Below are 24964 nucleotides of genomic sequence, written 5' to 3'. Positions count from 1 at the left end.
CTGACTCAACATAAGGATGAGAATATGCCGACTTTTCTGAAACGGGGCAGGGATCCCGAAGCTGTCGCCCAGAGCGATGCGGCCGTCCGGACGACCGTCGAGACGATCCTTGCCGACATAGAAAAGCGAGGCGATACCGCTGTCCGGGAGTTGTCGGAGCGTTTCGACAAATGGTCGCCGCCAAGCTTCCGGCTCAGCGACAGCGAGATCGAGCAGGCGATGTCCAAGGTGTCGGCAAGCGACATCGAGGATATTCGCTTCGCCCAGGCCCAGGTTCGCAATTTCGCCGAGAAGCAGCGCGCCTGCCTCCAGGACCTCGAAGTGGAAACGCTTCCCGGCGTTGTCCTCGGCCACAAGAACATTCCCGTGGAAACAGTCGGCTGCTACGTGCCGGGCGGGAAATACCCGATGGTCGCCTCCGCGCATATGAGCGTGGTGACGGCCAAGGTCGCCGGGGTGAAGAAGATCATCGCCTGCGCGCCGCCGTTCCAGGGCGGTCCGCATCCGGCTATCGTGGCCGCGATGCACATGGCCGGCGCGGACGAGATCTACGTTCTGGGCGGTGTGCAGGCCGTCGGCGCCATGGCGCTCGGAACCGAAACCATCGGGCGCGTCGACATGCTCGTCGGTCCTGGCAATGCCTTCGTCGCTGAAGCCAAGCGGCAATTGTACGGCCGTATCGGCATCGACCTGTTCGCCGGCCCGACCGAGACGCTGGTCATTGCCGACGACAGTGTCGACGGCGAGATCTGCGCGACCGATCTGCTCGGCCAGGCCGAGCATGGTCCGACCAGTCCCGCCGTGCTTTTGACAAATTCGGAGAGGCTCGCGCGCGACACCCTGGCCGAGATCGAGCGGCAGCTGAAGATCCTGCCGACCGCCGAGATCGCCGCCAAGGCATGGGCGGACTATGGCGAAGTGATCGTCTGCGCTTCCTACGAGGAAATGGTCGCGGAGGCCGACCGGATCGCATCCGAGCACGTCCAGGTCATGACGCGCGATCCGGACTACTTCCTCGACAACATGCGCAATTACGGCGCTCTGTTTCTGGGAGCGCGTACGAATGTTGCCTATGGCGACAAGGTCATCGGCACCAACCATACGCTGCCGACCAAGAAGGCGGCCCGTTACACAGGCGGTTTGTGGGTTGGCAAGTTCATCAAGACCTGCACCTATCAACGCGTTCTGACCGACGAAGCGAGCGCCATGATAGGCGAGTACTGTTCGCGCCTGTGTGTCCTCGAGGGATTCTATGGGCATGCCGAGCAGGCCAACATCCGGGTCCGCCGCTATGGAGGTCGCAACCAGGCCTAAGCCAGCGCGCCAACGGAGTTTTCATGTCGATCATCGCCCGCAACAAGAACAGCAAGCCCCGCCTGACCGTGAAGGATCTGGCGCGCGATCTCGGCATGTCTGTTTCGACCGTATCCAGGGCCTTTCACGCCGATGCCGTGATCGCCAAGAATACGCGGGACCTGGTGCTGAACCGTGCGAGGGAGATCGGCTATTCGCCGAACCCTTTCGCGCGCAGCCTCATCACCAAGAAGACGCGTATCGTGGGTATTGTCGTCGCGGACATCAAGAACCCGTTCTATCCGGAAGTGCTGACGCGGCTGACCACCGCCCTTCGTGCCATCGACATGAACGTGATGCTCGTCGCCGCCGACCAGTCGGGAGACGTCGACCAGGCGCTACGCCTGCTGCTCAACTACCAGCCAGATCTTGCCATCATCCTGGCGGCCACCCTGTCTTCGGCGGCCGCGCAGGAATGCCGTAGGGCCGGCACTCCGGTGATCTTTTTCAACCGACTCTCGGCCGACGACCACGCGTTCGGCATTTCCTGCGACAATATACTCGGCGGCCGCAGCATCGCCGACTATCTCGTCGATACCGGCCACCGGCGCCTGGCCTACATCGCCGCCTTGCCCGATGCCTCCACCAATGTCGCACGCCACAGGGGCTTCAGCGAACGCGCCGTCGAGCGTGGCCTCGCCGCGCCGATAGTTATCGAGGCAGGCCAGTTCAGCTATCACGCCGGCTACGAAGCGGCGCGCAAGCTGCGTGACCTGAAAGAGGTTCCCGACGGTGTCTTCTGCGCCAACGACATTCTCGCCATTGGCTTTCTCGACGGCGTGCGGCGAGAGCTGGCGCTCGGCGTGCCGGACGACATTTCGATCGTCGGCTTCGACGATATCGAGATGGCCCACTGGCCTTCGCACGGGCTGACGACCGTCCGGCAGCCCATTGACCAGATGCTCGAGGCCACGGTCAGCCTGGCGAAGGAATTGAGCACGAATTCCGGCCGGGAGCCGATCGTTCAACTAATCCCGCCCGGCGCGGTGATCGAGCGCGCGACGACGCGAAAAAGGCACCATGGCTGATATCCCGGGAAAGCGCTTCTTCGAGCGGGCGGTAAGCGTCCACCGCTATGACTGCGAGGTCGTCGCGGCGCCCCATGTCTCCGTCACCGGAAGCGAGGAACCCGTCGCCACCGTCAACGATGCCGCGTTGGCCGACGAAGCCATCGTCCGCTACGTCGTGGCAACCCGCCCCGTCTACGAAGGCCTGCGCCGGCTGATCGGCCAACTCGCTGGCCTGCTGGTCCTGGCTCAGGCCGGCGGACGCCGCGACGTGCTCGATCTGCCTGACATTCCGGTGGCCCGCGAACGGTGGACGGAGGTGGAGCAGCGGCTGGGCGCCTTGCACGCGCCGCATGGGCTCGAAAGCCATTGCGCGCGTCTGGGGGCCGCCCATGCAATGCTGGGCGAGGTCCTGGACGATTTCGGTTCGGCCCGACTGCGGCGCGACTGGCAGCAGGAGCTCGACCGGGCCGGGGAGAGGATCAAACGCGCCTACGCCGGGCTGCAGGCGGCGTCGGAACCGCGGGCCGGTATGACGCCGGTCGATTTCAATCACGCCTGCTGCAGCTGTGCGCAGCGTTGGCGACAACAGGGAGGAAGCAATGAGCCAATATTCGATCTGGGTGCTTGAGTACAGCTACGTCAGCAACTACCACAAGAGCGGCGTGCTCTACGGCGCCCACAACCAGGGTTACGTCAAGCTTCCCTACTGCTACGCGCTGATCAAGGGCAACGGTCGCGTTGCGATGGTCGATGTCGGCTACAACAACAAGGACTACGGCAAGCATCTCGCCGACAAATTTGGCGTCGAGAACTGGCACTCGCCCGAGGCCGTTCTTGGCGAAATCGGCCTCTCGCCAAAGAGCGTCGACACGGTTTTCGTCACGCACGCGCATTTCGACCATTTCGGCAATGTCGAGGACTTCCCGAATGCGACCTTCTACATCCAGGAGAGGGAGATCGCGAAGTGGGTCTGGGCGATGTCGCTGCCGGATCGCATGCGCTGGGTGAACGTAGCCGTCGACCCGGGCGACATCGTGCGCGGCGTCGACCTGGCCCGTCAGAAGCGGTTGGTGACGATCGACGGAGCGAAACAGGACGTCCTGCCCGACATCGATCTCCATGCCGCCTTTGACAGCCATACCTACGGATCGATGTGGGTCACCGTGCGCAACGGCAAGGACGACACCTGGGTGCTGGCTGGCGATCTGGTCTACGTCTTCGATAACATCGAGGGCTCGGGAGCTGCCGTCGATATCGAGACGCTCTACGTTCCGGTGGGGCTTGCGGTCGGCAGCCAGACCAATCTCGTTCTCGCCACCGAGGAGATGATGAAGCAGGTGGGCCACGAGGCACGGCGGGTCATTCCCATCCACGAAGAGCGGTTGAAGGACCGGTTCCCATCCCGCATCACTCAGGATGGCCTGCGGATCACCGAAATTTGCCTCGCGGACGGCGAGACGTCACGGGTGCAATGATGGATGCAATCCGCAAAGTCGCCATTGTCGGTGCCGGACTGGTCGGCCGTGGCTGGGCGATCGTCTTCGCCCGGGCCGGCCATGATGTGACCATCTATGACGGCAGCGCCGACATCCGCGCCGCGGTGCTCGACAAGATCCGGGCCAGCCTTGCCGATATGCAAGAGGCCGGGCTGGTAGATGCCGTCGATGCAGTCATGCGGCGGCTGAACGTTGTCGATACGCTGGAGGGTGCGGTAGCGGATGCCGACTACATCCAGGAGTCGGTGCTGGAAGTGCGCGACATCAAGGAGGCGGTCTGTCTGGAGATTGACCGGGCGATGCGGCCCGACGCGGTCGTAGGCAGCTCCAGCTCCGGCATTCCGGCCTCGGCCTTCACCGGGTCCTGTGCCAACCGCCGGCGTTTTCTCGTCGCTCATCCCGTCAATCCACCGCATTTGATCCCGTTGGTGGAACTGGTCCCGGCGCCCTGGACCGACGCGGAGGCCGTTGCGTGGCTGCGGGTGCAGATGGAGGCCGTAGGGCAGGCTGCCGTGATCGTGCGCAAGGAAGTCGAAGGGTTCGTCCTCAACCGGCTTCAGGGGGCATTGCTGAACGAAGCCTGGGCCCTGCTCGAGGAGGGCGTGGCAAGTGCCGCCGATATCGACCTTACGGTGTCGCATGGGCTCGGCTACCGGTGGTCCTTCATGGGGCCTTTCGAGACGATCGATCTGAATGCGCCCGGCGGGATCGCGGACTACGCGAGACGTCTGGGACCGCTCTACCATTCGATCGCCCTCGCCAGGCGCGATCCGGCCCCCTGGTCGGAAGGGCTGGTTGCCAAGGCCGAGGAAGCGCGCCGCGAAAAGTTGTCAGCATCCCAACTCGCCGAACGCAGCGCCTGGCGCGACCGCAATCTAATGGCGCTGGCCGCCCATAAGCGAAGCACCGGGGTTTGACACTCAGGAGACGGCCATGACAGCCACACTCACAGGCAAGGTTGCCCTGGTCACTGGAGCAACCGGCGGCATCGGCGCGCGGATCGTATCCAGGCTTGCTGCGGAAGGGGCTTCGGTTGTCATCGGCTACAACCGTTCGCGGCAGACGGCCGACGATCTGGTTTCGTCATTGGCGTACGGCGATCACTTCGTCGCCGAGGCGACCGTGACGGACAGCGATTGCCTCGCGCGCCTCGCTGGTCAGATCGAGAAAAGCTTTGGCCGGCTGGATGTCCTGGTCAATTGCGCCGGGACAACCCGCTTCGTGCCACATCCGGATCTCGACAGCCTGGACGATGAATTGATCGACCGCATCTTCAGCGTCAACGTGCGCGGTGTGATTGCTGCGACGCGGGCCATGCGGCCGCTGCTCGATCGCACCGGCAGCGGGGTTGTTGTCAACATCTCGTCGATCGCAGGGGTCACCGCCATGGGAAGCAACGTCGCCTATTGTGCGTCGAAAGCCGCTGTCGATAATCTGACCAAGTCGCTGGCGCGTGCCCTGGCCCCGAGAATCAGGGTCGTGTCGGTCTCGCCCGGCGTCGTCGACACCGACTTCATCAAGGGCCGTGACGAATCCTGGCGGGACGAACAGGCAAGCCGGACGCCGCTGGGGCGGCTGGGCACGCCCGACGATGTCGCCGAGGCGGTTTTGGCGGCTGCGACCCATCTCCGTTTCGTGACCGGCGTTATCATTCCGGTCGACGGCGGTCGGCCCCTGGCCTAGAGCCCGGGACAGGATCAGGTCGAACGGACCTCGTTTCTACGCGTGGCCGCCAATCATCGATCTGCGGTCAAGAAGTGCCCGCGCCCGCTGATCGATCTAATCCTCCAGCAGATAGCCTGTCCGGTGGGCGAGGGGCTTTTGGCCCACCACCTTGGCAATGACCTGATTGGCGGCGACAAGTTTCTTCAGCCTTCGCGTCACCACGAGCCCGTCGGTGCGCGCCCGTACCGTCACGCGCGCCTCGCGGCCCAGCGAAGAAGGCACGATGATGTCCGCGATCGGCTGTCCACAAGTGACGCGTTCACCCAGTTCGGCGCGGTAGACGATGACACCGAAAGCGGGCGTGCGAACCACATCGCACGCATCGAAGCCGGTGATCTCGCAAAGCGCGGCGGGCGGCAGGCCCGCTTGCCCCGCGACGTAGCCGCGGCGGCGAAGCACGTTGAGCAAGGCGGAAGCGTCAGCCGACGCCATCTCATCACTGATGTCGATGAAGCCGCGCAGTTCCACCGTCGCGGCGAGGCAGCCGATCGGGATCACCTTATCGGGAAGGGCAGCCGCAAGCCTGATCCAGGGCTCGACGCTTGCTTCGGCGAAGGTTGAGCCGCCCGACGAACCCTGTGAGAACACCGCCCGGCAACCGAGTTCCCGCGCAAGGTCGGACAATTGGGCCGAGATCTCGGGCCGCACGAACAGATGCATCAGCCCTTCGTCGTCGCAGTGCAGATCCAGCACAAGATCGGAATCGAAAGCCTCGCGTGCCAAGGCGGTGTAAAGGGAATCGACAGGCTGCCCTGCGCCGCGTTCGTCGAGAATTTCGCGAATCGTGCTGCGGATGAGCACCGTGTTGTCGTCGGCGCTGCTTCCGAGCCGATCGGCAAGTCGGATGGTCAATTCGCCGGCGACATCAGGCCATTTGCGGTTGAAATTCCGGCCGCTGGCCAGATCGTAACGCCCCAGATGATCGCCATTGACGAACTGCGCCAGGCCGAGCGGGTTGGCGTAGGGAACGACGACGATCTGGCCCCGGATTTCGCCGCGCGCGTCGGCGGCGTCAAGCTGCTCGACCAGATGGTGCAATACCAGCAGCCCTGGCGCTTCATCGGCATGCAGCGCGGCATGTATGTAGGCTTTCGGGCGCGCGTCGGCGGCACCATACCGGATGATGCGCACGCTGTGTTGGCTGCCCGGCGTGCCGTTGGCAAGAGGAACATCGAGAATTTCACGAGACATTGGTGGCTCCGGCGAGCGCACGTTCCGATAGCGGGAAGTGGCAATTGAAGACATGGCGGGGATCTTCCCGGTCGGCTGCCCGGGACGGGAAGACGCTTTTGCAGATGCCCTGCGCATAGCGGCAGCGGGTGTGAAACTCGCAGCCCGCTGGGCGCGTCATCAGGCTCGGCACCTCGCCGCTGAGCTCGACCCTGTCGAGCACGGCGTCCGGGTCGGGTTCCGGATTGGCCGACAGCAACGCCTCCGTGTAGGGGTGGCGCGGCTGCGCGAATATCCGCTCAGTCGAGCCGACCTCGATGAAGCGGCCGAGATACATGATCGCCATGCGATCGGTCATGTGGCGCACGACATTGAGATTATGCGTGATGATGAGAATGGCGATGCCGAGTTCGCCCTGCAAGCGTCCAAGCAGATTGAGGACTTCACCCTGAACGGACACGTCCAGTCCCGCGGTCGGCTCGTCGGCGATGATAAGATCGGGTTGCAATGCAAGGGCCCGCGCCACGCCGACGCGGCGCGCCTGGCCTCCGGAAAGCTGGTGTGGATATCGCCGCCCGAAGTCGGCGGGCAGGCCGACCATGTTGAGCAGGCGTTCCGCTTCGGCGGCGGGGTCGCGGCCGGTAATGCCGTGAATGCGGAAAGGCTCCATCAGCAGCGAGCGTACAGTGAGCCGCGGCGACAGCGATCCGACCGGATCCTGGAACATCATCGCCATGCGCCGAAGATGCGGCTTGCGCTCCGTCGGGGCGAGGCCGTTCAGCACCTGACCATCGAAGCGTATCGTGCCGCCCGTCGGCGGCCGCAGGCCCATGATGGCGCGGGCGATGGTGGATTTTCCCGAACCGCTTTCACCGACGAGGCCGAGCGTTTCGCCCTTGCGGATCTCGAAGGAAACGCCGCAGACGGCGTCCACGAACGGGTTCTTAACGCCGCTGGCGAGCGCCTTCAGCGCGCCCATGGTGCGGAAGCGTACGCGAAGATCCTCGACAGAAAGCAGGGGGCTCATACCGGCGCCACCAGCGTGTCGTCGAGACGATGGCAACGTGCGGTGTGCGTTGCGCCGATAGCGCACGGGACAGGACTGTCATCCACGCACCGGGTAAAGGCTTGCGGGCAGCGCCGACGGAAGATGCAACCCGCCTGGGTACCGAGGAGGCTCGGCACCTCGCCTGGGATCGTCGGCAACTGGCGGGTGCGTTGCCTGATGCGTCCGGGATCACATTCGAGCAGCGCGCGCGTATAGGGATGCCCCGGTCGGCGGAAGATGTCGCGCACGGTGCCGTATTCGACCACCTCGCCCGCATACATGACCGCCACCCGGTCGCAGAGCTCGGCGACAGCGCCGAGGTGGTGAGAGACGAACAGGATCGAGCAGCCGATCTCCTTTTGCAGCTCTTTCAACAGATGGATGATCTGCACCTCCAGCGTCGCGTCGAGCGCTGTGGTCGGTTCGTCCGCGATGAGCAGCGCCGGCTTCACCAGCAGCGCCATGGCGATGCAGATACGCTGGCGCATGCCACCGGAAAACTCGTGCGGATAGCCGCCGATGCGGCTCTCCGGGTCCGGAATGCCGACCCGATTGAGCATATCCAGGGCGCGCTGGCGCTTGGCCCGGTGCGAGCCGCCCTCGTGATGCTGGATATCGATCATCTGGCTTTCGATGCTGCGCACAGGGTTCAACGCCGTCATCGGATCCTGGAAGATCATCGACATGCGGTTGCCGAGTAAGCCGCGCCGCTCCGCCGGAGCCATGCCGAGCAGGTCGCGCCCCTCGAACAGGATGGCGCCGTTCACCATCTCGGCATTTTCCGCCAGCAGCCCCATCACGGCATAGGCGAGCGTCGATTTGCCCGAACCGCTTTCGCCGACGATGCCGACCACTTCGCCCGCCGGCACGTCGATATGGATATCGCGCAGTGCATGGGCGCGACCGCGCGGCGTGCCGAAATCGAGAGACAGACCACGGATCGCCAGAAGCGGGTCGCGGTTTGGAGAATGTCCTGCCTGAGCGCCGGGATTCATAGGTCTTTCCGAAGCTTGGGGTCGAAAATGTCGCGCAGCGCCTCGCCGAGGAAAGTGAAGCCCAGCGTGGTTATGACGATCGGGATGCCGCCGGCGATCACCAGCCACACCGTCTTGTGGATATAGCCATAGCCGTCACTGAGGATGGTTCCCCAGTCCGGCGTCGGCGGACGGACACCCATGCCTAGGAAGCTCATGCCGGCCTCCAGCGTGATGACCAGCGGAACATCCATGCTGACCAGGATCAGCAGCGGCCCGATCACATTGGGCAGCACGTGCACGGCAAGGATGCGCACGATGCCGGCGCCCATGGCGCGCTCCGCAGTGATGAACTCGCTCTCGCGCAGTGCGTGGGCCTGCGTGCGCACCACGCGCGCATAGATCGGCACGGACGTGATCGCGACGACGAAGATGACGCTGGCAAGGCTCGGCCCGAGCAGCGTCACCACTGCCAAGGCGAAGATGATGACCGGAAAGGAGCGGATCGTGTCGAAGACCAGCAGCAGCAGATTGTCCAGCCAGCGCGGACCGAAGGCGGCGATGAGGCCGAGCACAAGCCCTGCGCTGAGCGAGGCGCCCAACGAGACGAAGGCGACGAGCAGCGCGATCCTTCCGCCCATGACGACCCGCGAGAAGACATCGCGTCCCAACTGATCGGTGCCGAGAAGAAAATGCAAAGAGGGCGGCGCCAGCCGGGGCCCAACCATGATCTTGATCGGATCGTAAGGCACGATCCAGGTGGCGAAGACCGCAGTCGCCACCATCAGCACCACCAGCACGGCGCCCATCATGCCGAGCGGAGACTTGCGCAATTGCCGCAGGAACATGGCGGCCGCGCCCTGCCCGCTGCGTTCATCGACCGCCTCGCGAATGAGTTGAACTTCGGACACGCTACAAATTCTCGCGGATTCTTGGATCGAGCGCCGCGTTGACGAGGTCGGCGAGCGTCGTGGAGATGACGAACAGAACGGTGGTGACGAGGACCGTGCCCATGACGATCGGATAGTTGCGCGAGTCCACCGCCTTGACGATCAGAGCGCCGATGCCGGGCCGGGCGAAGACCACCTCGACGAAAACCGCCGCCGAGAGCAGGTGCGCCATGCCGACGCCGATGATCGTCACTGTCGGCAGGATCGCGAGCGGCAGCGCGTAGCGCGCCACGATGCGCCGCTCCGAAAGGCCGAAGGAGCGCGCCATGCGAATGTGGTTCTCGCCAAGAATCTCCAGCATGGAGGCGCGCACGATGCGCGAGATGTAGCCCACCCAGCCGATACCGACGACGAAGGCTGGAAGGATGAGATGGACGAACCCGTCGCGGAAGCCTGAGCCGGCGCCGATGGCCGGCAGCCAGCGCAGGCCGACCGAGAAGATCAACAGCGCATAGATCGCCATGACGAAGGACGGGATGGCGATGGTTCCGACCGCGAATACACCCACGACCTTGTCGATCACGGAGTTGCGGCGCAGCGCCGAATAGCAGCCGAGCGGCACGCCGCCGATAACGGCCCAGGCGATCGAAACCAGGATGAGTTCGATCGTGTAAGGCAATTGCTCGAAAACGATGGCCGCGACAGGGCGCTGGGTAAAGACATCGGTGCCGAGATTACCGTGCAGCAGCCCCCCGAAGAATGAGACGATCTGCACGGGCAGCGGCTTGTCGAGGCCCATTTCCTCGTGCAATTGCGCCTTCAGTTCCGGCGTCGCACGCGGTCCGAGCAGGACCGCGGCGGGATCGCCGGGAACGGCCTGGATCATCAGGAACAGCAGCGTGACGGCAACGACGACAATTGCCGCCGCCAGCACGATACGCTTGCCAAGATATAACCACATGTTTTGACTCAGCCTGTCCCAGCGACCGCGTCAGAGCGGTTCAGCGTTTGATAGAATCGCCGACCCGCTCTAACCCTTTGTTTTTTCGCAATTCCGGACGGAAAACCGCTACGCACTTTTCCTAGAACGCCCTAGGCCGATTTCGGCTCAAAGCCGAGATAGAGTGGCCGCCCGTCTGGGCGCGTCTCGGCCTCGAGTTGCGTCGTTCGGTACATGATCGGCGAGCCTTCATGGGTGAGGAACCGGTAGGAGCCGGAATCTTCCATGATGTCCTGCATCTCATAATACATCTTGGCCCGTTCCTGCGGGTCTTCGACGGTTACCGCCTTGGCGTTGAGCTCGTCGAAGCGCTCGCTGCGGAAGCGCTCCCAGTTCCACACACCGACCTGGTCGCGCACGAAAAAGGTGGTGGCGTAATAGGGATCCGGCACCATCGAGAAACGCTGCACGATCAGCTGCATGTCCTTCCAACGTTCGCCTTCCGATTCCATGCCGATGGTCCAGAACGAACCGGAATCCTGAACATTGACCTCGACCGTGATGCCGATCTGCGACAGCTGCGCCTGGACCATTTCCGCGATCGTGGAGAAGGTGGTCACGTTGAGCGCGTCGATGGTGAGGCTGAGTTCGGTGATGCCGGCCTTCTCAAGATACTGCTTCGCCTTTTCGAGATCGCCCTCCGGCGGTATCAGCGCTTTTTCCCGGTGTCCCACCAAGCCCGGAGCGATAAGGCCGGTGGCGACCTGGGCCTGGCCTGAATAGGCCGCGTCCATGATCTGCGGCACATTGATGGCCCATTGAATCGCCTTGCGGACATTGACGTCCTTCAGCTTCGGATGGTCCGAGTTCATGCCGATATAGACATAGTAGAGCGAAGGCTTTTCTTCGATCTTGGTGTTTTCGGGCGGGCTGTCCTTCAACGTGGCCAGCGAATCGAGGCTGAAATCGGTGAAATCGATGTCGCCGGCCTGATAGGCGCGCTCGGCGGTCTTGATATCGCTCATCGGCAGGATATGAATTTCGTCGAAGCCCGGCCTGGGGCCTTTCCATTCGGGATTTCGGGTCAACAGGACGAGCTGGTTCGGCTTCCAGTCCGACAACACGTAGGGACCTGAATAGCAGGGCGGCTTCATGCCGAAATCGCCGCCGTCGGCAACTGCCTTCGTCACCGCTTTTTTCGAGACGATGTGGCCGCAACCATAGGGAAGAGTGATGTTCCAGAGCGGCACGAAAGGCGTCTTGAGCACGATCACGCCAGTATGGTCGTCCTCGATCTCGATGCGGTCGAGCGGACCCCAGTCGCCCTTGACCGGAGAATTGTGCTGGATGACGCGCTCGAACGAGAACTTCACGTCCTCGGCGGTCATTTCGCCAAATCCGCCAGTGAAGTTGATGCCCTTCTTCAGGCGGAAGCGGATGTGCGTCGGATCGATCTGCTCGACGGATTCGGCGGCCTCGAGTTCCCAGCCCCACTCCGAACCCGGTTTATAGCGCGTAAGCTTGGTGTAGATGCAGTTCATGACGTCGACATTGTACGCGTTCTGGTAGAAGCCAGGATCGAGCTTGTCGATATCGGAATAGGCGCGGGCCTTGAGTACCTTGCCTTCGGCCGCCCATACGGCCTGCGACAAGGGCAGACCGGAGGCGATGATCCCCGCGCCGAGGCCGGCGCCTGCCTGCAGGAAATGCCTGCGATTCAATTTCATTCCATTCACGGTTTCGTTCCCCTTTCAACTGAGCGGGTTTCCCGGCGATTGCCGGGATCCCTCTTTTTGGTACCGCGCCGCCTGATGGGGCCGCGAGTTCGGACGGCGCATTCTTCAATTCAGCCGGCAAGCCGGTCAATTTCGCTGCCGACGCAGATGTGAGCGAGATTAGCGTCAGTTCGCGAATGTCACAGCAGGCGACGCTCTATCGCCTCGGTCCATTTCTGTTCGTGGACAAGCTCGTCGCCTTCCCATGCCTCGAGATGCGCCTCGACGTGGAAGTGCGATGGCGTCGCGGTCATGGTCGTTTCGGTCACAGAACGCATGCGCCAATCAGCGCGCGAAAATTCGAACTCCCATTTCGCCTCGGCCCTGGCCGACCCGAAATCGTCGCCGCGGAAGGAATAGCGTTCGCGGCCGAGCGAGGTAATGGTTAGGTCGTTGTCGACGATGCGATAGGTGCCGGCGCCTTCGCCGATCTCAACGACGGTCGAAGCGACTGCCAGATTCTCCGTGATCGTCCAATCCTTTTGCGGCTTTGAGATCGTCTCCACCCGTAAGGGCGGCGCCCCTTCGGGTTCGGCAAAAGGCGCCGGTGCCGGATCTCCGGCGCCCCCGACGCGGACCGGAAGTTCAAGGCGGCAATCCGCCGGATGGACGGTGAGCGTGACCGGCTCGGGCGAAGGCCAAGCGATCGGGAAGTAATTTGTCGAGATGGCAAGGCGTATGCGATGCCCCGCGCTGAAGCGCTGTGCTACGTGCTTGAAGGGGACAGAGGTGCGGTAGCGCCTTGCCGGTTCGAGCGGTTCGGGCCTCTCATGGCTATCGCGATGCGTCAGGTTCAAAAGGCCGTAGCTGACGCGCGTCGTCGCGCCATCGGGGGCGACATCCGAAAGACGGACGGCCACCATGGCGACGGGCCTGTCGCTTTCGAAGACAAGATCGAGCATTGCATCGCCGGCGATCTCAACATCGTGCGCCAGCTCTTGCGTCTCATAGACCAGACTGCCGGCATCGTCGCCGCGCTGGTCAGCCGGCTGGTCGCCGGGCACGGCATAGGAGCACCATTTGCCGCCGCGCAGGCCAACCGACAAGGGCGAGCGGACCGTCTGCGTTCCGGCCGCATCGTCTGCCCGGCGTAGGGACAGGCGCCCATTGCCGGAAAGGAAGAAGGACTGCCGCTCGATATTCGGCGATGGCCATGCCGGCTCCGTGACCCAGCGTCCGGCGCGCGTCTCGTAGGAAGTTTGCGGCGGGGCGCTATCCTGCATGAACAGGCGCAGCATCGGCTCGTCCATGATGCCGGTGTCACGGCCCTTCAGCCATTGATCCCACCAGCGGACGCATTCCTGCAGAAAGCCGATGGCAGGACCAGGCTTGCCGATATGGGGATAAGTGTGCGCCCATGGCCCGACCAGCCCCTTGCGCGGGCCCTGCAGCTTTTCCATCAGGCGGAAGACCGAGCGGCAATAACCATCGGCCCAGCCGCTGACGGCGTAGACCGGGCAGGTGATCGCGCCGAAATCCTCGCAGACCGAACCGTGTTTCCAGAACTTGTCGCGGTGCTGGTGCTCCAGCCAGTTCTTCAGCCATAGCCCGCTTTCCTTCAATCGACTGTGCCACAAAGCGCGCCAATTGTGCGGCTTGTTGCGTGGGTCGGGCGGCAGCGTGTTGCGCCCGAACATGATCGCCGCCCAGGAGAGATTGTCGATGAGCAGCGTGCCACCCATGTGGTGGACATCGTCGGCGTAGCGGTCGTCGGTCGAGGCGCAACTGATCACCGCCTTCAGCGCAGGCGGCCGCATGGCCGCGATCTGCAATCCGTTGAAGCCGCCCCAGGAGATGCCGATCATGCCGACGTTGCCGTCGCACCAGGGCTGGGAGGCCAGCCATTCGATGACCGAGCAGCCGTCGTCCAGCTCCTGCTGAAGGTACTCGTCGAGCATCAGCCCTTCGGAATCGCCGGTTCCGCGCAGGTCGACGCGCACCACTGCGTAGCCGTGGCCGGCCACGTAGGGGTGCATGACGACATCACGCGCGGCGGTCAGATCGTTCTTGCGATAGGGGATGTATTCCAGGATAGCCGGCACCGGCTTTTGTTCGGCACCCTCGGGGAGCCACATGCGCGCCGCAAGCCGGCGACCGTCCGGCATCGGAATCTCGAAATGGTCGACCGAGCGGATCGGATGGGGGAAGTTGGACACTGTGCGCATGACGAGGCCTCTGTTGGAGAGCGCCACTTTGGGCAAATCGGCGGTGCCGCACAATTTCGCGACCCTTCGCGACTTGACACTGTTCTGGCGTCAGTATGCATTAGGTCATGCAGACCGAACCGCTTCCCCAGAACCTCGCCTTCCTGTGCAGCTATTATCCGTCTATCGCCGCCGTGTGCCGGCGCCTGCAGATCAACCGCCAGCAGTTCAACAAATATCTGAGCGGCCAGACCTGGCCGTCCCGCCGCAACATGCGCAAGATCTGCGATTTCTTCGGCGTGAGCGAAGGCGAGCTTTTGATGGACCAGCAGCGCTTTGCCGAGATCGTCGGCCTGCGCCGCCGCCCGCTCGGCGTCCACGCGCCGTCGGACATGCTGGTGCATATGGAGCAGCTCTATCAGCGTTCCGGCGATCTCGGGCGCTATGTCGGCTACTATTTCCGCTATTTCTACTCGTTCGGCTATGCCGGCAAGATCATCAAATGCCTGGTCGTGATCTATGAAAAGGAAGGCCGCTATTTCTGGAAATGCATGGAAAGGCTCGTCCATTTCGGCAAATATGGCGTGAAGACCTCGAAATATTCGGCCGCCCTGCTGCTGCTCGGCGATCGCATATTCGCGCTCGAATCCGAAACCCTGCTCAAGACCAGCATCACCCAGGTGATCCTCTATCCGAGCTACCAGACGAGCGTCGCCTATCTGGTCGGCATCCAGACGGGCATGCCCCTTTTACGAGGGCGGAGACCAGCGGCCTCGGTCGTGCTTCTGGAATATCTCGGCCGCTCCGTCGACCAGCGCAAGGCGCTGCAGGCCTGCGGCCTATTCGACGAAACTGACCCCGCCATCGATGCCGGCATCCGCGCCATGATCACCAACCGCATCCCCGCTGGGACATTCGTGCTCGAGACGGAAGAGGTGTAGACGTTCCTCCCCACGCGACCCGCATCAGCGTGGGCCTGTCCAACCCGTTCAGCGCGAGGTTGTCACCCATGTCTTAGGTACAGTCTGTTACCTATGTCTCCGGGCCGTACAGGTGAGAGGTGGTAGCGGGAGAGGGCTACCGCCAATACAGCGCTGTTGTTGAAATCGTCTGCTAACGCACCATTCGCGGTGAGTCTATGCGATTAGATCTCGTTTTGCTTCAACCGAGTGGAGGTGCTGATATCAAGGGATTCAGATAGCGTTCAGCTCGTTGCTATCTCATCCGAAGGGGTAACGAGGGGCCACTCATCAAGGTTGGCCATGGAGCGTATCGCGCAACGGATCAGGAGGCGACATGACCAGGGTTCGGGGTGACGCGCAAGCAGCCAGCGTGACGGCGACAGGCCCTAGTGATCGGCGCGAGCCGTGGGGATGAGATCCAGAGGCATCAGAAATTCGAACTCGTCCAGACAGCTATCGAAATCGCCATTGAAGGTTCGAACTGCTCTATCTTTGCCCACCAAGACGATCTGATATGCGTTCTCTGCCGGGTCAAGCGCCCACCAATAGCCCTCGCGAATTCTAGACGGATCGACGGCGACCTCTGTTGGCCAGAGGCTGGAATCAAGCCATTGCAGTAGCTCGAATTCTATCAAGTCGAATGGATCGGCATCCCCAACGCGATTGGCCATTTGGCCAAAGGAATAAGAACCTACGTCGATGATCTCGGGCCGATCATCCTCCTGCCGAATGCTAATCGCCCACCAATAGCCACTCTGTATCCGCATGACTCCATCTCCAAACGTGTTCGTTCGGCCGCAGACGTGCATGAGCAGGTCAGCGGGCCAGTTGATGTGTTCAAAGAGTTTTGTTGGGCAGCCGTGCTGCTCGTTGTCTACGACGTACGGACTCCCCCATCGTCGGTTATCACGCGGCTTCGCCAAGATGCCCAGGGCCGCTTCTCTCAAGGCACGACATGGAGTTTATCCGGCCCAGTCAGGCAGTCAAGAGCGCTACAAACCTAGGCTATGAAGCCAAGGCGAGGGATAGGCACTCGCGGAGGCCAAGTACCCGCGGGCATTTGGCTCACCTGGGTTCCTGGAAGCTTCTCGAACTTTCTGTCTAGCGTCTCCAGCCGAATTGCGGGCTGGTTATCTTTCGCTGCCCGTTCAACGCACTATCGGATCAAGGACGGAACCAGCTTCCCGTCCGAAAAGCCGAGCGTGCAATTTCATTACCTCACCTTCAGTAAGGCTAGCCACACAGTCTGCTGCAAAGCGAGCCCGCGAAATTTCGAAGTCCTGGACGTAAGAAAGGCGGCTTGGAAGAAATTTAGGGGGGAAAACCTTGAGTTTTTCCAGTTCGACTTCTTTCGACACATGGAAGCAATCGAATAGATCTCGAATTAGCAGTCCCTGACCGTGCTGCTGTGCCAAAAGTGCAGGTGACGAGATGATATATTGGCGGGCGATCTGCTTTAGGAGCTTCACTTCCGCCTCTCGATCGGGATCGATGATGACGCCGGAAGTGCCATCTGATGGCCGAAGGGTTACGGCTTCAAGATATCGCGTTATGAGATGCGAGGTCATATTGCGCAAAGCGATTCGCTGAGCGCGGCTGCCTTCGTAGGGACGCTCGCGGACTTGCCCAATGCCTGTAAGGACGTCCTCCAAGCGGGTGAACGCTACCTTGAGGCGCTCCTCTGCACGAGCTGGCGCCCCATGCCAGTTTCGTAGGGTCTTCCCTATCAGTTCTTCGCCATCGTCGCCAAAGATGGTCTCCCACGGAATCGCTCTACAGCGATGAAATTCCTCCAGATCGTGTACGGAATAGGCGATGTCGTCGGCCCAATCCATTAACGCTGCTTCGGCGGTTTGCACGCCTTCAGGATGGAATGCTCGGGCGAAATCAAAGTCTGCTTGATCGCACTTATAGGCACCCCACTTCTTCTCGCGATCCGGGTTCCCGATCTCCCTGAACCAAGGATATTTCATGCATGCCGCCATCGTGGCCCGTGTCAAATCCAAGCCTGAACAACTCTCATATCTGACGCCAAGCATCGCTATTATGTGAAAGGTCTGAGCGTTGCCCTCGAACCCTTCCTTATCACCGGCTTCGGTTACCAGCTTGTCCAAGGTACTCTCGCCCGCGTGCCCGAACGGAGGATGTCCCAGATCATGAGCCAAACCGGCCGCGTCTACGACCTCGGGATCGATTCCTAGCTCATCGCAGGCGGGGCCGAACTTTTGCTGGCAGTATTGCGCTATGCGCTTACCAACTTGGGCCACCTTAAACGTATGTTGTTGGCGGGTGTGAAAGACGTCTGCCTCGCCAGCGCGTACTATCTGTGTTATCCCGGCCAGCCTCTGGAAAGCCGAAGAGTACATAATCCGGTCGCGATCTCTCTCGAAATCGCGGCGCTGATCGCCTTTGGAGATGTTATGGCGCCGATCCTGCCGATCCTGCACCGACCATATTGGCAAGTTACGCAGCTTCCCTAACGAGCTGCATCTCCGAGCCTAGCCGCAATTGTCCTCGCTCAAGGCACAGTTGAAGCGCTCTTTGGATGTCTCGCCTCTGATAACCCTTAGCCATGAGTTCGGCCGTCAGCTTTCGCGCGCCAATGCCGTTACGTGCGGTTTCGAGCAGATCGGCTTTGAGCTGAGTCATGTCCGCCATTGATCGTTCTCCCTCGTGCCTGAACTTTGTCATATCAACTAACGGTTTACAATCCATACCCGTTCCTAAGGCGACCTCAAAAGGGCTAAGCCAGGGCCAGCACGACACCCGCGGAAAGCGTGAAGGCGAGCCAGGCAGTCAGCCCATCATCAGATAGAGCGTTGCCCGCTCGGGAGGTGACAGAGCGTCATACTCCGCCTGGGAAAGAGTGGTGATGCGCTCGATCGACACCAGCAAGAAAGACGGGCAGGGCGCTCCAATTCAGGAGGCCAAATATACCGGCATGCATTCGTTGAGGCACTTCTTCGCATCGTGGTGCATCAACGAGCAGCAGCATGGCGGCCTAGGGCTTCCGCCCAGGTAGTGCAGGAGCGCATGGGACATTCATACATCACTATGACGATGGACGCATATGGCCACCTTTTCCCCAACACGAACGACGCCGACGTCCTGGCGGCAGCCGAGCGAATACTCATGTCGGCCGCCGACGCGACATAAACGCGACACGGATTTGCCTTGCGAGGCCAAGTTTCTGCTAAGTCCTTGCAAGTGTTTGGCTGAGGTTCCTGGAGGCTTTTCGAACTTTCTGAGTCGCGCCTCAGCCCGAATTGCGGGTGCTTATGGACAAAGTGGGACGCTAGATTCGATTTTACAAATTGGAAGGCGGCGACTTATGGCACGTGTGCCTTCCTGATAGCGCGAGGTGCCAGCCAGTTAAGGCCCTACCTCGTTGGTATCGAGAAAGAATGTTAGCCGTTCGCGAGGCTTGAGATCACCGTAGATGCGTTCTCCTTCCAACGCTGAAAGCCGTAAGAACCACCCCAGGCGAGCCTCAAAGCGTTGAAGTGTCTTCTTAAGAAGCCGCCGGTTGATACAAGATACTACGCCGATTCGCGTCGCCCCCTTCTTGGGCGCGAGCGGCGTCCAGTCATCGTGCCAGAATGAGGTGGTCGCAACGAGATCCTTGCCGATGGACAAGGCCAATCCCCGATCGTCTGCTGAGAGCCGCGGTGTCGAGTCGAAGCAGTAAGCCGCGGGTATTGCCATCCCAGCGCCAAGGTATTCATCGTGCCAAAGACCGGACGGCATCGGTATCAGGTGCGTGCTCACAGGAGCGCACCATCCGACTTTCCCGTCAACGCGAACGTCCTCGAAGTTTCGAAAACGGATGTCGTCTCCCAGTCCAACGTCATGAGAAAAAACAAGTGTCTCGGGCAGGAAGGGGTCAAAATCCTCGGCCGGCTCGAAGTCTGCCGAACAGAGGAACGCGGTAGCGGAGACTGCCCCAAATTCGGCAATCTCTTTTGGCAAGGGAACGTCTAGCGAGACAGCAACCCGGGACCTCGACACGCCCGCTTTGACAAGCGCACGTCCAAGTTTTTGGAAGTCAGCGCTGGGGTCGTGGAGTTTCGCCGGGAAATCGGACACCCATTTAGGCCGAGCCTGAGGTTCCACCTCAAACAAGCCGGGCACAGCCGGAAGCACTTCAAGGCAGTACGCCGTAGCCGATCGAACGGGCATATCCCACGCCGCGACGGCGTGTGCAAATACCCGAAGGTAGGCGGATCGGTACAGCTCCGACTGTCGCTGCAGAAACTGACCGTGAATTCCGGACCGAGCTAGAGCAAAGTCACCGAAATAGTAGGGATACTGGGTAAAAAGAATGCCGGTTTCTTCGCGCAGCACGTGCCATTCGTATGCCCATTGCCGCTTGAACGGCTTACCGGACTTGGCCTCGAGTTTTGAGAGGCTGTTCAGAAGAATTGGCGGGACATGCGCCGTCTTGTGCTGCTCAAAATATTGGCTCGGCTCGAAATATTCGGGTGCATCGGGGCGTAGACCCTCATCCCATCCCCCCAGGCTCCAGCCATAGGCCACTTCAAGCAGTATGTCCGACAGGATAGATGGCCGTTTCACACAGGGAGCGACGTCGCGGAGATCGGGTTTCGCCTCCTCATTTACGACAGTCAGCAACGAGAGCACTGAGCAGACCTCCGATTCAAGATCGCGCGCCGCCATCCAGTCAAGAAGCGCTCGCGTTGCCTTCTCCCGCGTCGGCTCCTGTTCCAGAAGTGTCCTGATTGCCTTTGCCGTCCGCCACCTGACCATCTTCACTGGCCAGCTAAGCCGATCCATAAGCAATGAAAGCGCAGGTTCCGAAGTGTCGGTTGTCACTGGAGCCATGGCGCGTCCAACCAGGGCAGATCACTCACTTCCTGCTTTAGGACCCGAACCAACGTCTCGGTCACATTGGCTGCTACATCCTCTTGACCCACAAGGATCAGGAATCGAACCAAGTGCCGCAGGCCGATTGAGAAGCTCTCACGACGCCTCCACCCCGTCGCTGGTCCAGCGGTATCGCGAATGTAATCGAGCCACTTTGCGGCATAGTGCTTTGCCGCAAGCTTCAGTCGGTTCATGACCTCCTCTTCCGAGTGGTAGTAGCTTGCCCATCCGCTTCGCAAGATGTGGCCTTTTACCAGCCAGCGATAGGCCTTAGCTTTCCCCTCAAGGCGCAGACTTGCCAGGAAGGCATCATCCAGAATGTCATCTGCCTGAAATGTAGGTCCTCCGATTGCGAAATAGGCCTCGATAGATGCGAGTGCCCGCTTGCCTTCGCCGGCATCCGTCCAATGCCGAAGCCAGTCGCCCATGAATTCCTTGCGGTGCTCGTAGGGAAAATTGCCTGACACGACTTTTACCAACGCCGAAAAATCGGATGATCCCAGTTTGGTTGGATCCCGGCGGGGCTTGCGCGGCTTTTTCCTAGCTGTTCCTTGCCGTTCGTGACGGTCCTCGGGCTTGCCGCCGAGAAACACTATTTGAGCGGCATGAATCGATGCAGCCGCTGAACTTCTCGCAGTTTCCTTTTCGAGTTGATATAGCGTCTTATGATCGAGATATGTGTCAGGCAATGCGCGCTCGAACTCCGACTCAAATCCCTGCACGTGCGTGAATTGCTGCAACGTCTCATCGGCATATCGCCACTCGTCATTGTGGAGATAGTGACGAAAGAACTGAGGCATTCGATCGGGGTAGGTTTGCGCCACAACCTCTATCATTTCCGAGCGGACGTGGTCCGTTTCATCGCCATCGGTGAACTCGGTAATCTCGTCGATAATCGGTACGAGGTCCTTGAGGAACGGGAGAGCTGTACGGGCGCCGGCTTGATGGACTTCCCTGACGGCATCGAGAACGTCGATCGCCCATAAATCCTTGTGGTATCCGTACCCAAGAAGGCAATCTGATGCCCGCACCATGAACTGGCGGCTGCCAGCCAACCCGTAAAGGTCGCAAAACCGGGCCAGTTCGACCCATCGGTCACATCGTTCGTGAAACTGGGTGACTGTAGCCGCCTCTTTATCCGCAACCTCCTTCACAAGCGTCGCCGCACCGGTGGCGTCAAGAATCGCTTTTTGGTTTTCTACGTTCTCCGCTAGCCATATTTCGTCCGACCAATGGACCGATGCGCGCGCAATCTCGAGCGCTGCGACACTCACGTTGGAGGTCGAGCCGTCCGCTGAGATAAGGTGGAGATCGAGCGCAATCTTGAGAAGTGCTCGCCTGAAACTCACGTAGAGTAAATACTCGCTCTCAGTGTTCGGCCCGTGCTTGAGCTCGGCCACGTCCGCCGCACCGAGCCATGGAGCAGAAAAGCCGTAGAGTTCCCCACGCGAGACCTGCGTTGCGGTATTTTCGAGCGTGTCGATCGCGAGACGCATCCATCCGATGTCGTCGCGGGGCACGCCAGGGTACAGGGACGAATAATCACCTTCTGCTATTAGCGAAGTCGCAAGGGCGGAGAAGAACACATTTACGAAGAAGGCCTCAAGACCGGGGTCTCGTCCAAATCTATGGTCGTCGCTAAATAGATTCGATGCAGCAACCGGAAGAAGCATCTCGTGAGAAATGGTCGGCCGTTGCAGGCGAAACCAACACGCAGACAGCGGCGCTATTGCTTCGTCCGGCGCAGGCAAAAGCGCGGTCAAGTCCGCTCCGATGACGCAGCAGGTTCGCACGATCTCATCGAATATAGCGCGACGAACGTCCTTCCATTTCTTTGCCTGAAGCCTGCCGTGCACGAAGATCAGTCCGTCAAGATTGTCAGCGTTCCCAAGCCATTCAACAAAAAACCGAACCAGTTCTTCGGGTTCTCGAAATCCCAGAACGAACCTCAATGCTTGTCCGACCGAGTCTCCACCGACATATGCCGCCGCCTTGAGGAAGAGCCGTGCCAAGGCAATGAAGTCCTGTTCAGATTTGTGTCGCAGCTCGATCCATACGTTGATGCGCCTGGCTAGCTCCCGCAATGCGGCAGCGCCCAGCTCCTCCCTCAGGTCGGGCGGCGCTATCGCGGGGAGAAGCGAAACCTCGTTTCGATTGAGATTCTGTATGTTGTCCGCGAGGTTCCGCAGTTGCTGCCAGTTCGAGGAAGCCTGAATGGCTGCCGCAACAAATGATGCGCTGTCCGAGACTTGAAATTCCGCGCCGTTTAGCGCGCGCGTCTTGAGCAACCTCAGTTCAACAGTCTTCGGCAGATCACCGTCATCAAAGGCCTTGCGTTCCGCCACCCGCAAAATCGCTACAATTTGGTGGTCAGGCCATCCATCTGCGAGCGACTCGATAGCCCAGGCGCGGGTTGCTCCTCGCATAAGGTCTTCGTACTGTCCCTGTTTTGCTTTGCTGAGCCAGAGCCAACCCCATCGCCAGAACGCGGGCGCTGCCGTTTCGAGCCAACTTGTAACTCGCGGCAACAGGGCCTGATATGCATCCGCATGATCAGATCTCTCGCGAACGTAGGCGAAGATGCTCGAATGAAACGGCACCATGCCAGACTCTCTCGGCTCGAGCAGAAAGTCGATTTCCTCATAGCCGCCGGCGCATTGACGAATCCCCGAGCTGGGCCAGTGGAAGTCGGAGCCGGCTAGCATGTGAAGTGTATCTCGCGCTGCGGGCTTAAGCCCGGTCCACAATCCTCCATAGTAGCTCCGGATGTCACCATCGGGACACGGCGGGATCCGGTCTACGTCCTCACTCGAAATGGGCGCACCGTTTCGGGTAACGCTCTCAAACGCATAGATTAAGTGCAGCGGGTGGCCCTGTGATATCGAATAGAAACTGGAAGCGATCTCAGACACTTGCTCCTCGCGTCGATCTCCCCGATTGTGGCCCTTGACCATGACCCTACCAGCGGCATCCTGGGCCTTCACCCAGGTATGAACGGCGACCTCGTCCATGGCTGGGATTTCGATCCAGTCTGACAGCTTCGCCTTGCGGACGAGCCTGTTGGGGAGCTGATTGTCGGGCACCCGTTGGGTCCCGACTATCAAGCTCACGTTGTCCGCGAGCGGCAAGAGAGCATTGAAGATGTGGTTCAGTTGGTCGGTCTTGGCGGTGTCGCGCCAGACATGGTCCAACCCGTCCATGACGATGTACAGTCGCTTCGACTGGGCCTTGAAATGTTGGGCGGCCCCCGAGACGATATGTTGAAGCTTGTCGTACTCGTCGCCGCTTCCTCTGGTCGCCTCTGGGTAGAGAATGAAGAGCTGGTTGATGAGGGAACCCGCAATAGCGACGAAGGACATTCGATCAGTTGTAGGATCGTCATCCGCTAGAAAGTAGTGGTGCCGAATGACCGGTAACCCTGATTTGCGAAGCACGTCAGTTAGGTAGCTCAGGTAGGTGCTTTTCCCACGGCCCGGCGTACCCCAAACGATTGAGACTGGCGTTTTCCGATCGCTGATCCGTCTCGAAAAATCGGCATGGAAGGTGGTCGACGGAACAGAATAGCCTGTGGGAATGCGGAAGTCCTGTCGGATGGGCTCGGGACGTCCCCGCGAGATGACTTGAGTGAGGTGCTCGTAAAGGATTCGTCCCGCTGGCTTCGGCTCCTTACGCCGCGTTGTCCATCGCCTGACACGTTCCCGAAGATAGAGCCAACCGCTCGCTTCCAAGTCGGTCGGCACAAGTTGGTCACGAAGGTGGCTTTCGTACGCGTCGAAATTCCGCGCGCTGTGAACAAACTCGAACTTCCCGAAGAACGCCAATGCTGCTTCTCGACCACCGCACTCCTTCTCAAGCTTTAGCCTTGTGTCCCTGGGAACGAGGTCGAGCGATAGCAGAGTACCTTTCAGGCATGCGGCAACATCAGCATCAGGGATGCGATTGGTTCTAAGGCTCGCAGTATGGATAGAACCTTGCTTGGCCACGTTCTTCAGAGAACTAGCCCACTTGCGGAGAAGCGAGGTCCCTCGGGGTTTCTTCTTGAGTAACCAATCCCAGGTGAGTGGATAGTCGATCTGGTCCACCGTAAATTTAACTTGGTAGTATTCCAGTGATCCATCGCTGCGAGCCACGACGACATCATCCAGCGAGCTATCTGTCTTGTCAGCCTCAAGCTCAACCCAACTGTAAGATTTGGGGTCCCGATAGAAGCGAATTATCGCCTCGATCCCTACGAGGTCTTGATACTCATAGCCCACGCGGGTGATCGTTGTTGGTTTGATCGTAGTGTTTGCCAAGGCCGCAGTCTTCTCCGCCAGGATCTCTATGGCAACGCTAGGCGGCGCGTTTCCCGCATTGAGTTCGACGCAATCAGAGCGATAGTGCTAGGCCCCTCGCCATCATTCCAACAGCTTTTCAATGATGGGTCTCTTTTCTTGTGATCCATCGCCGTGACCTTCACCAGCGTTCGCCGCGCAGCATCAAAGCGCACCCCAGCCAAGAGCCTTCGCAACGTCGCTTTCGCTTAAGCGGCTTCAGCGGCTTTGCCGTCAGCGCCAAATGACACTCTCTCTGCCTCGGCGCCAAGGCAGCCGG

The 24964-nt window shown here is 60.7% G+C and carries 19 protein-coding genes and 1 pseudogene; 8 read left to right on the top strand and 12 right to left on the bottom strand.

Features of this window, described 5'->3' with window-relative positions; translation table 11 throughout:
• Positions 1-24 precede the first annotated feature (24 nt).
• The 6 genes from hisD to FJ986_RS22400 are packed head-to-tail and all read left to right on the top strand — an operon-like array spanning position 25 to position 5542.
• Complete coding sequence (gene hisD, locus FJ986_RS22425; RefSeq protein WP_140518013.1) at positions 25-1314, top strand: histidinol dehydrogenase; 1290 nt, start codon at positions 25-27, stop codon at positions 1312-1314.
• A gap of 23 nt (positions 1315-1337) precedes the next feature.
• On the top strand, positions 1338-2381 hold the full coding sequence (locus FJ986_RS22420; protein WP_140496117.1) for a LacI family DNA-binding transcriptional regulator: 1044 nt from the start codon (positions 1338-1340) through the stop codon (positions 2379-2381).
• Complete coding sequence (locus FJ986_RS22415) at positions 2374-2991, top strand: hypothetical protein (RefSeq protein ID WP_140556173.1); 618 nt, start codon at positions 2374-2376, stop codon at positions 2989-2991. Before FJ986_RS22420 ends, FJ986_RS22415 begins: the two co-directional genes overlap by 8 nt.
• Positions 2963-3838, top strand: a complete 876-nt coding sequence (locus FJ986_RS22410) for an N-acyl homoserine lactonase family protein (protein WP_140675661.1) — start codon at positions 2963-2965, stop codon at positions 3836-3838. Before FJ986_RS22415 ends, FJ986_RS22410 begins: the two co-directional genes overlap by 29 nt.
• On the top strand, positions 3835-4776 hold the full coding sequence (locus FJ986_RS22405) for a 3-hydroxyacyl-CoA dehydrogenase (protein ID WP_140522211.1): 942 nt from the start codon (positions 3835-3837) through the stop codon (positions 4774-4776). The genes FJ986_RS22410 and FJ986_RS22405 overlap by 4 nt, the downstream gene beginning before the upstream one ends.
• A gap of 16 nt (positions 4777-4792) precedes the next feature.
• Positions 4793-5542 (top strand): SDR family oxidoreductase, encoded by a 750-nt coding sequence (locus FJ986_RS22400; protein ID WP_140556170.1) that lies wholly within the window; start codon positions 4793-4795, stop codon positions 5540-5542.
• A gap of 96 nt (positions 5543-5638) precedes the next feature.
• On the opposite strand, the gene FJ986_RS22395 is transcribed toward FJ986_RS22400, so the two are convergent.
• The 7 genes from FJ986_RS22395 to FJ986_RS22365 form a co-directional block, all read right to left on the bottom strand.
• A complete protein-coding gene (locus FJ986_RS22395) occupies positions 5639-6775 on the bottom strand; it encodes a succinylglutamate desuccinylase/aspartoacylase family protein (protein ID WP_181181905.1) in 1137 nt (378 codons plus the stop codon).
• Positions 6765-7781 (bottom strand): ABC transporter ATP-binding protein, encoded by a 1017-nt coding sequence (locus FJ986_RS22390; RefSeq protein WP_140496111.1) that lies wholly within the window; start codon positions 7779-7781, stop codon positions 6765-6767. Before FJ986_RS22390 ends, FJ986_RS22395 begins: the two co-directional genes overlap by 11 nt.
• Positions 7778-8797 (bottom strand): ABC transporter ATP-binding protein, encoded by a 1020-nt coding sequence (locus tag FJ986_RS22385; RefSeq protein ID WP_140675656.1) that lies wholly within the window; start codon positions 8795-8797, stop codon positions 7778-7780. Before FJ986_RS22385 ends, FJ986_RS22390 begins: the two co-directional genes overlap by 4 nt.
• On the bottom strand, positions 8794-9687 hold the full coding sequence (locus FJ986_RS22380; protein ID WP_246681815.1) for an ABC transporter permease: 894 nt from the start codon (positions 9685-9687) through the stop codon (positions 8794-8796). The genes FJ986_RS22385 and FJ986_RS22380 overlap by 4 nt, the downstream gene beginning before the upstream one ends.
• 1 nt (position 9688) lies before the next feature.
• A complete protein-coding gene (locus tag FJ986_RS22375) occupies positions 9689-10627 on the bottom strand; it encodes an ABC transporter permease (protein ID WP_140675653.1) in 939 nt (312 codons plus the stop codon).
• 131 nt (positions 10628-10758) lie between these two features.
• The gene (locus FJ986_RS22370; RefSeq protein ID WP_140496108.1) at positions 10759-12333 is read right to left on the bottom strand and encodes an ABC transporter substrate-binding protein; all 1575 of its coding nucleotides are present in this window, start codon (positions 12331-12333) and stop codon (positions 10759-10761) included.
• Between the two features lie 188 nt (positions 12334-12521).
• Positions 12522-14546, bottom strand: coding sequence for a CocE/NonD family hydrolase (locus tag FJ986_RS22365; RefSeq protein WP_140675650.1), 2025 nt, complete (start codon positions 14544-14546; stop codon positions 12522-12524).
• Positions 14547-14653: 107 nt separating this feature from the next.
• Between FJ986_RS22365 and FJ986_RS22360 the strand changes: the two genes are divergently transcribed.
• Positions 14654-15466, top strand: coding sequence for a helix-turn-helix transcriptional regulator (locus tag FJ986_RS22360; RefSeq protein ID WP_140582224.1), 813 nt, complete (start codon positions 14654-14656; stop codon positions 15464-15466).
• A 407-nt stretch (positions 15467-15873) separates the two neighbouring features.
• Here FJ986_RS22360 and FJ986_RS22355 read toward each other — a convergent pair whose 3' ends face one another.
• The 3 genes from FJ986_RS22355 to FJ986_RS22345 all read right to left on the bottom strand — a co-directional run bounded on the left by FJ986_RS22355 (position 15874) and on the right by FJ986_RS22345 (position 18145).
• A complete protein-coding gene (locus tag FJ986_RS22355; protein ID WP_140630241.1) occupies positions 15874-16254 on the bottom strand; it encodes a hypothetical protein in 381 nt (126 codons plus the stop codon).
• 381 nt (positions 16255-16635) lie between these two features.
• Positions 16636-17934, bottom strand: coding sequence for a dGTP triphosphohydrolase (gene dgt / locus FJ986_RS22350; protein ID WP_281405965.1), 1299 nt, complete (start codon positions 17932-17934; stop codon positions 16636-16638).
• Between the two features lie 16 nt (positions 17935-17950).
• Complete coding sequence (locus tag FJ986_RS22345) at positions 17951-18145, bottom strand: hypothetical protein (RefSeq protein ID WP_140630239.1); 195 nt, start codon at positions 18143-18145, stop codon at positions 17951-17953.
• Between the two features lie 220 nt (positions 18146-18365).
• Here FJ986_RS22345 and FJ986_RS30990 point away from each other — a divergent pair.
• Positions 18366-18643: pseudogene (locus tag FJ986_RS30990) on the top strand (tyrosine-type recombinase/integrase); the annotation flags it as partial.
• Between the two features lie 216 nt (positions 18644-18859).
• Here FJ986_RS30990 and FJ986_RS22335 read toward each other — a convergent pair.
• Together FJ986_RS22335 and FJ986_RS22330 are read right to left on the bottom strand one after the other, a co-directional pair.
• Positions 18860-20329 (bottom strand): hypothetical protein, encoded by a 1470-nt coding sequence (locus FJ986_RS22335; protein ID WP_140630237.1) that lies wholly within the window; start codon positions 20327-20329, stop codon positions 18860-18862.
• Positions 20317-24666, bottom strand: coding sequence for a dsDNA nuclease domain-containing protein (locus tag FJ986_RS22330; RefSeq protein WP_140630235.1), 4350 nt, complete (start codon positions 24664-24666; stop codon positions 20317-20319). Before FJ986_RS22330 ends, FJ986_RS22335 begins: the two co-directional genes overlap by 13 nt.
• Positions 24667-24964: the final 298 nt, after the last annotated feature.

Origin of the sequence: Mesorhizobium sp. B1-1-1, assembly GCF_006442955.1 — a bacterium.
Lineage (GTDB): Bacteria > Pseudomonadota > Alphaproteobacteria > Rhizobiales > Rhizobiaceae > Mesorhizobium.
This window is presented reverse-complemented; position numbering and strand designations above follow the sequence as displayed.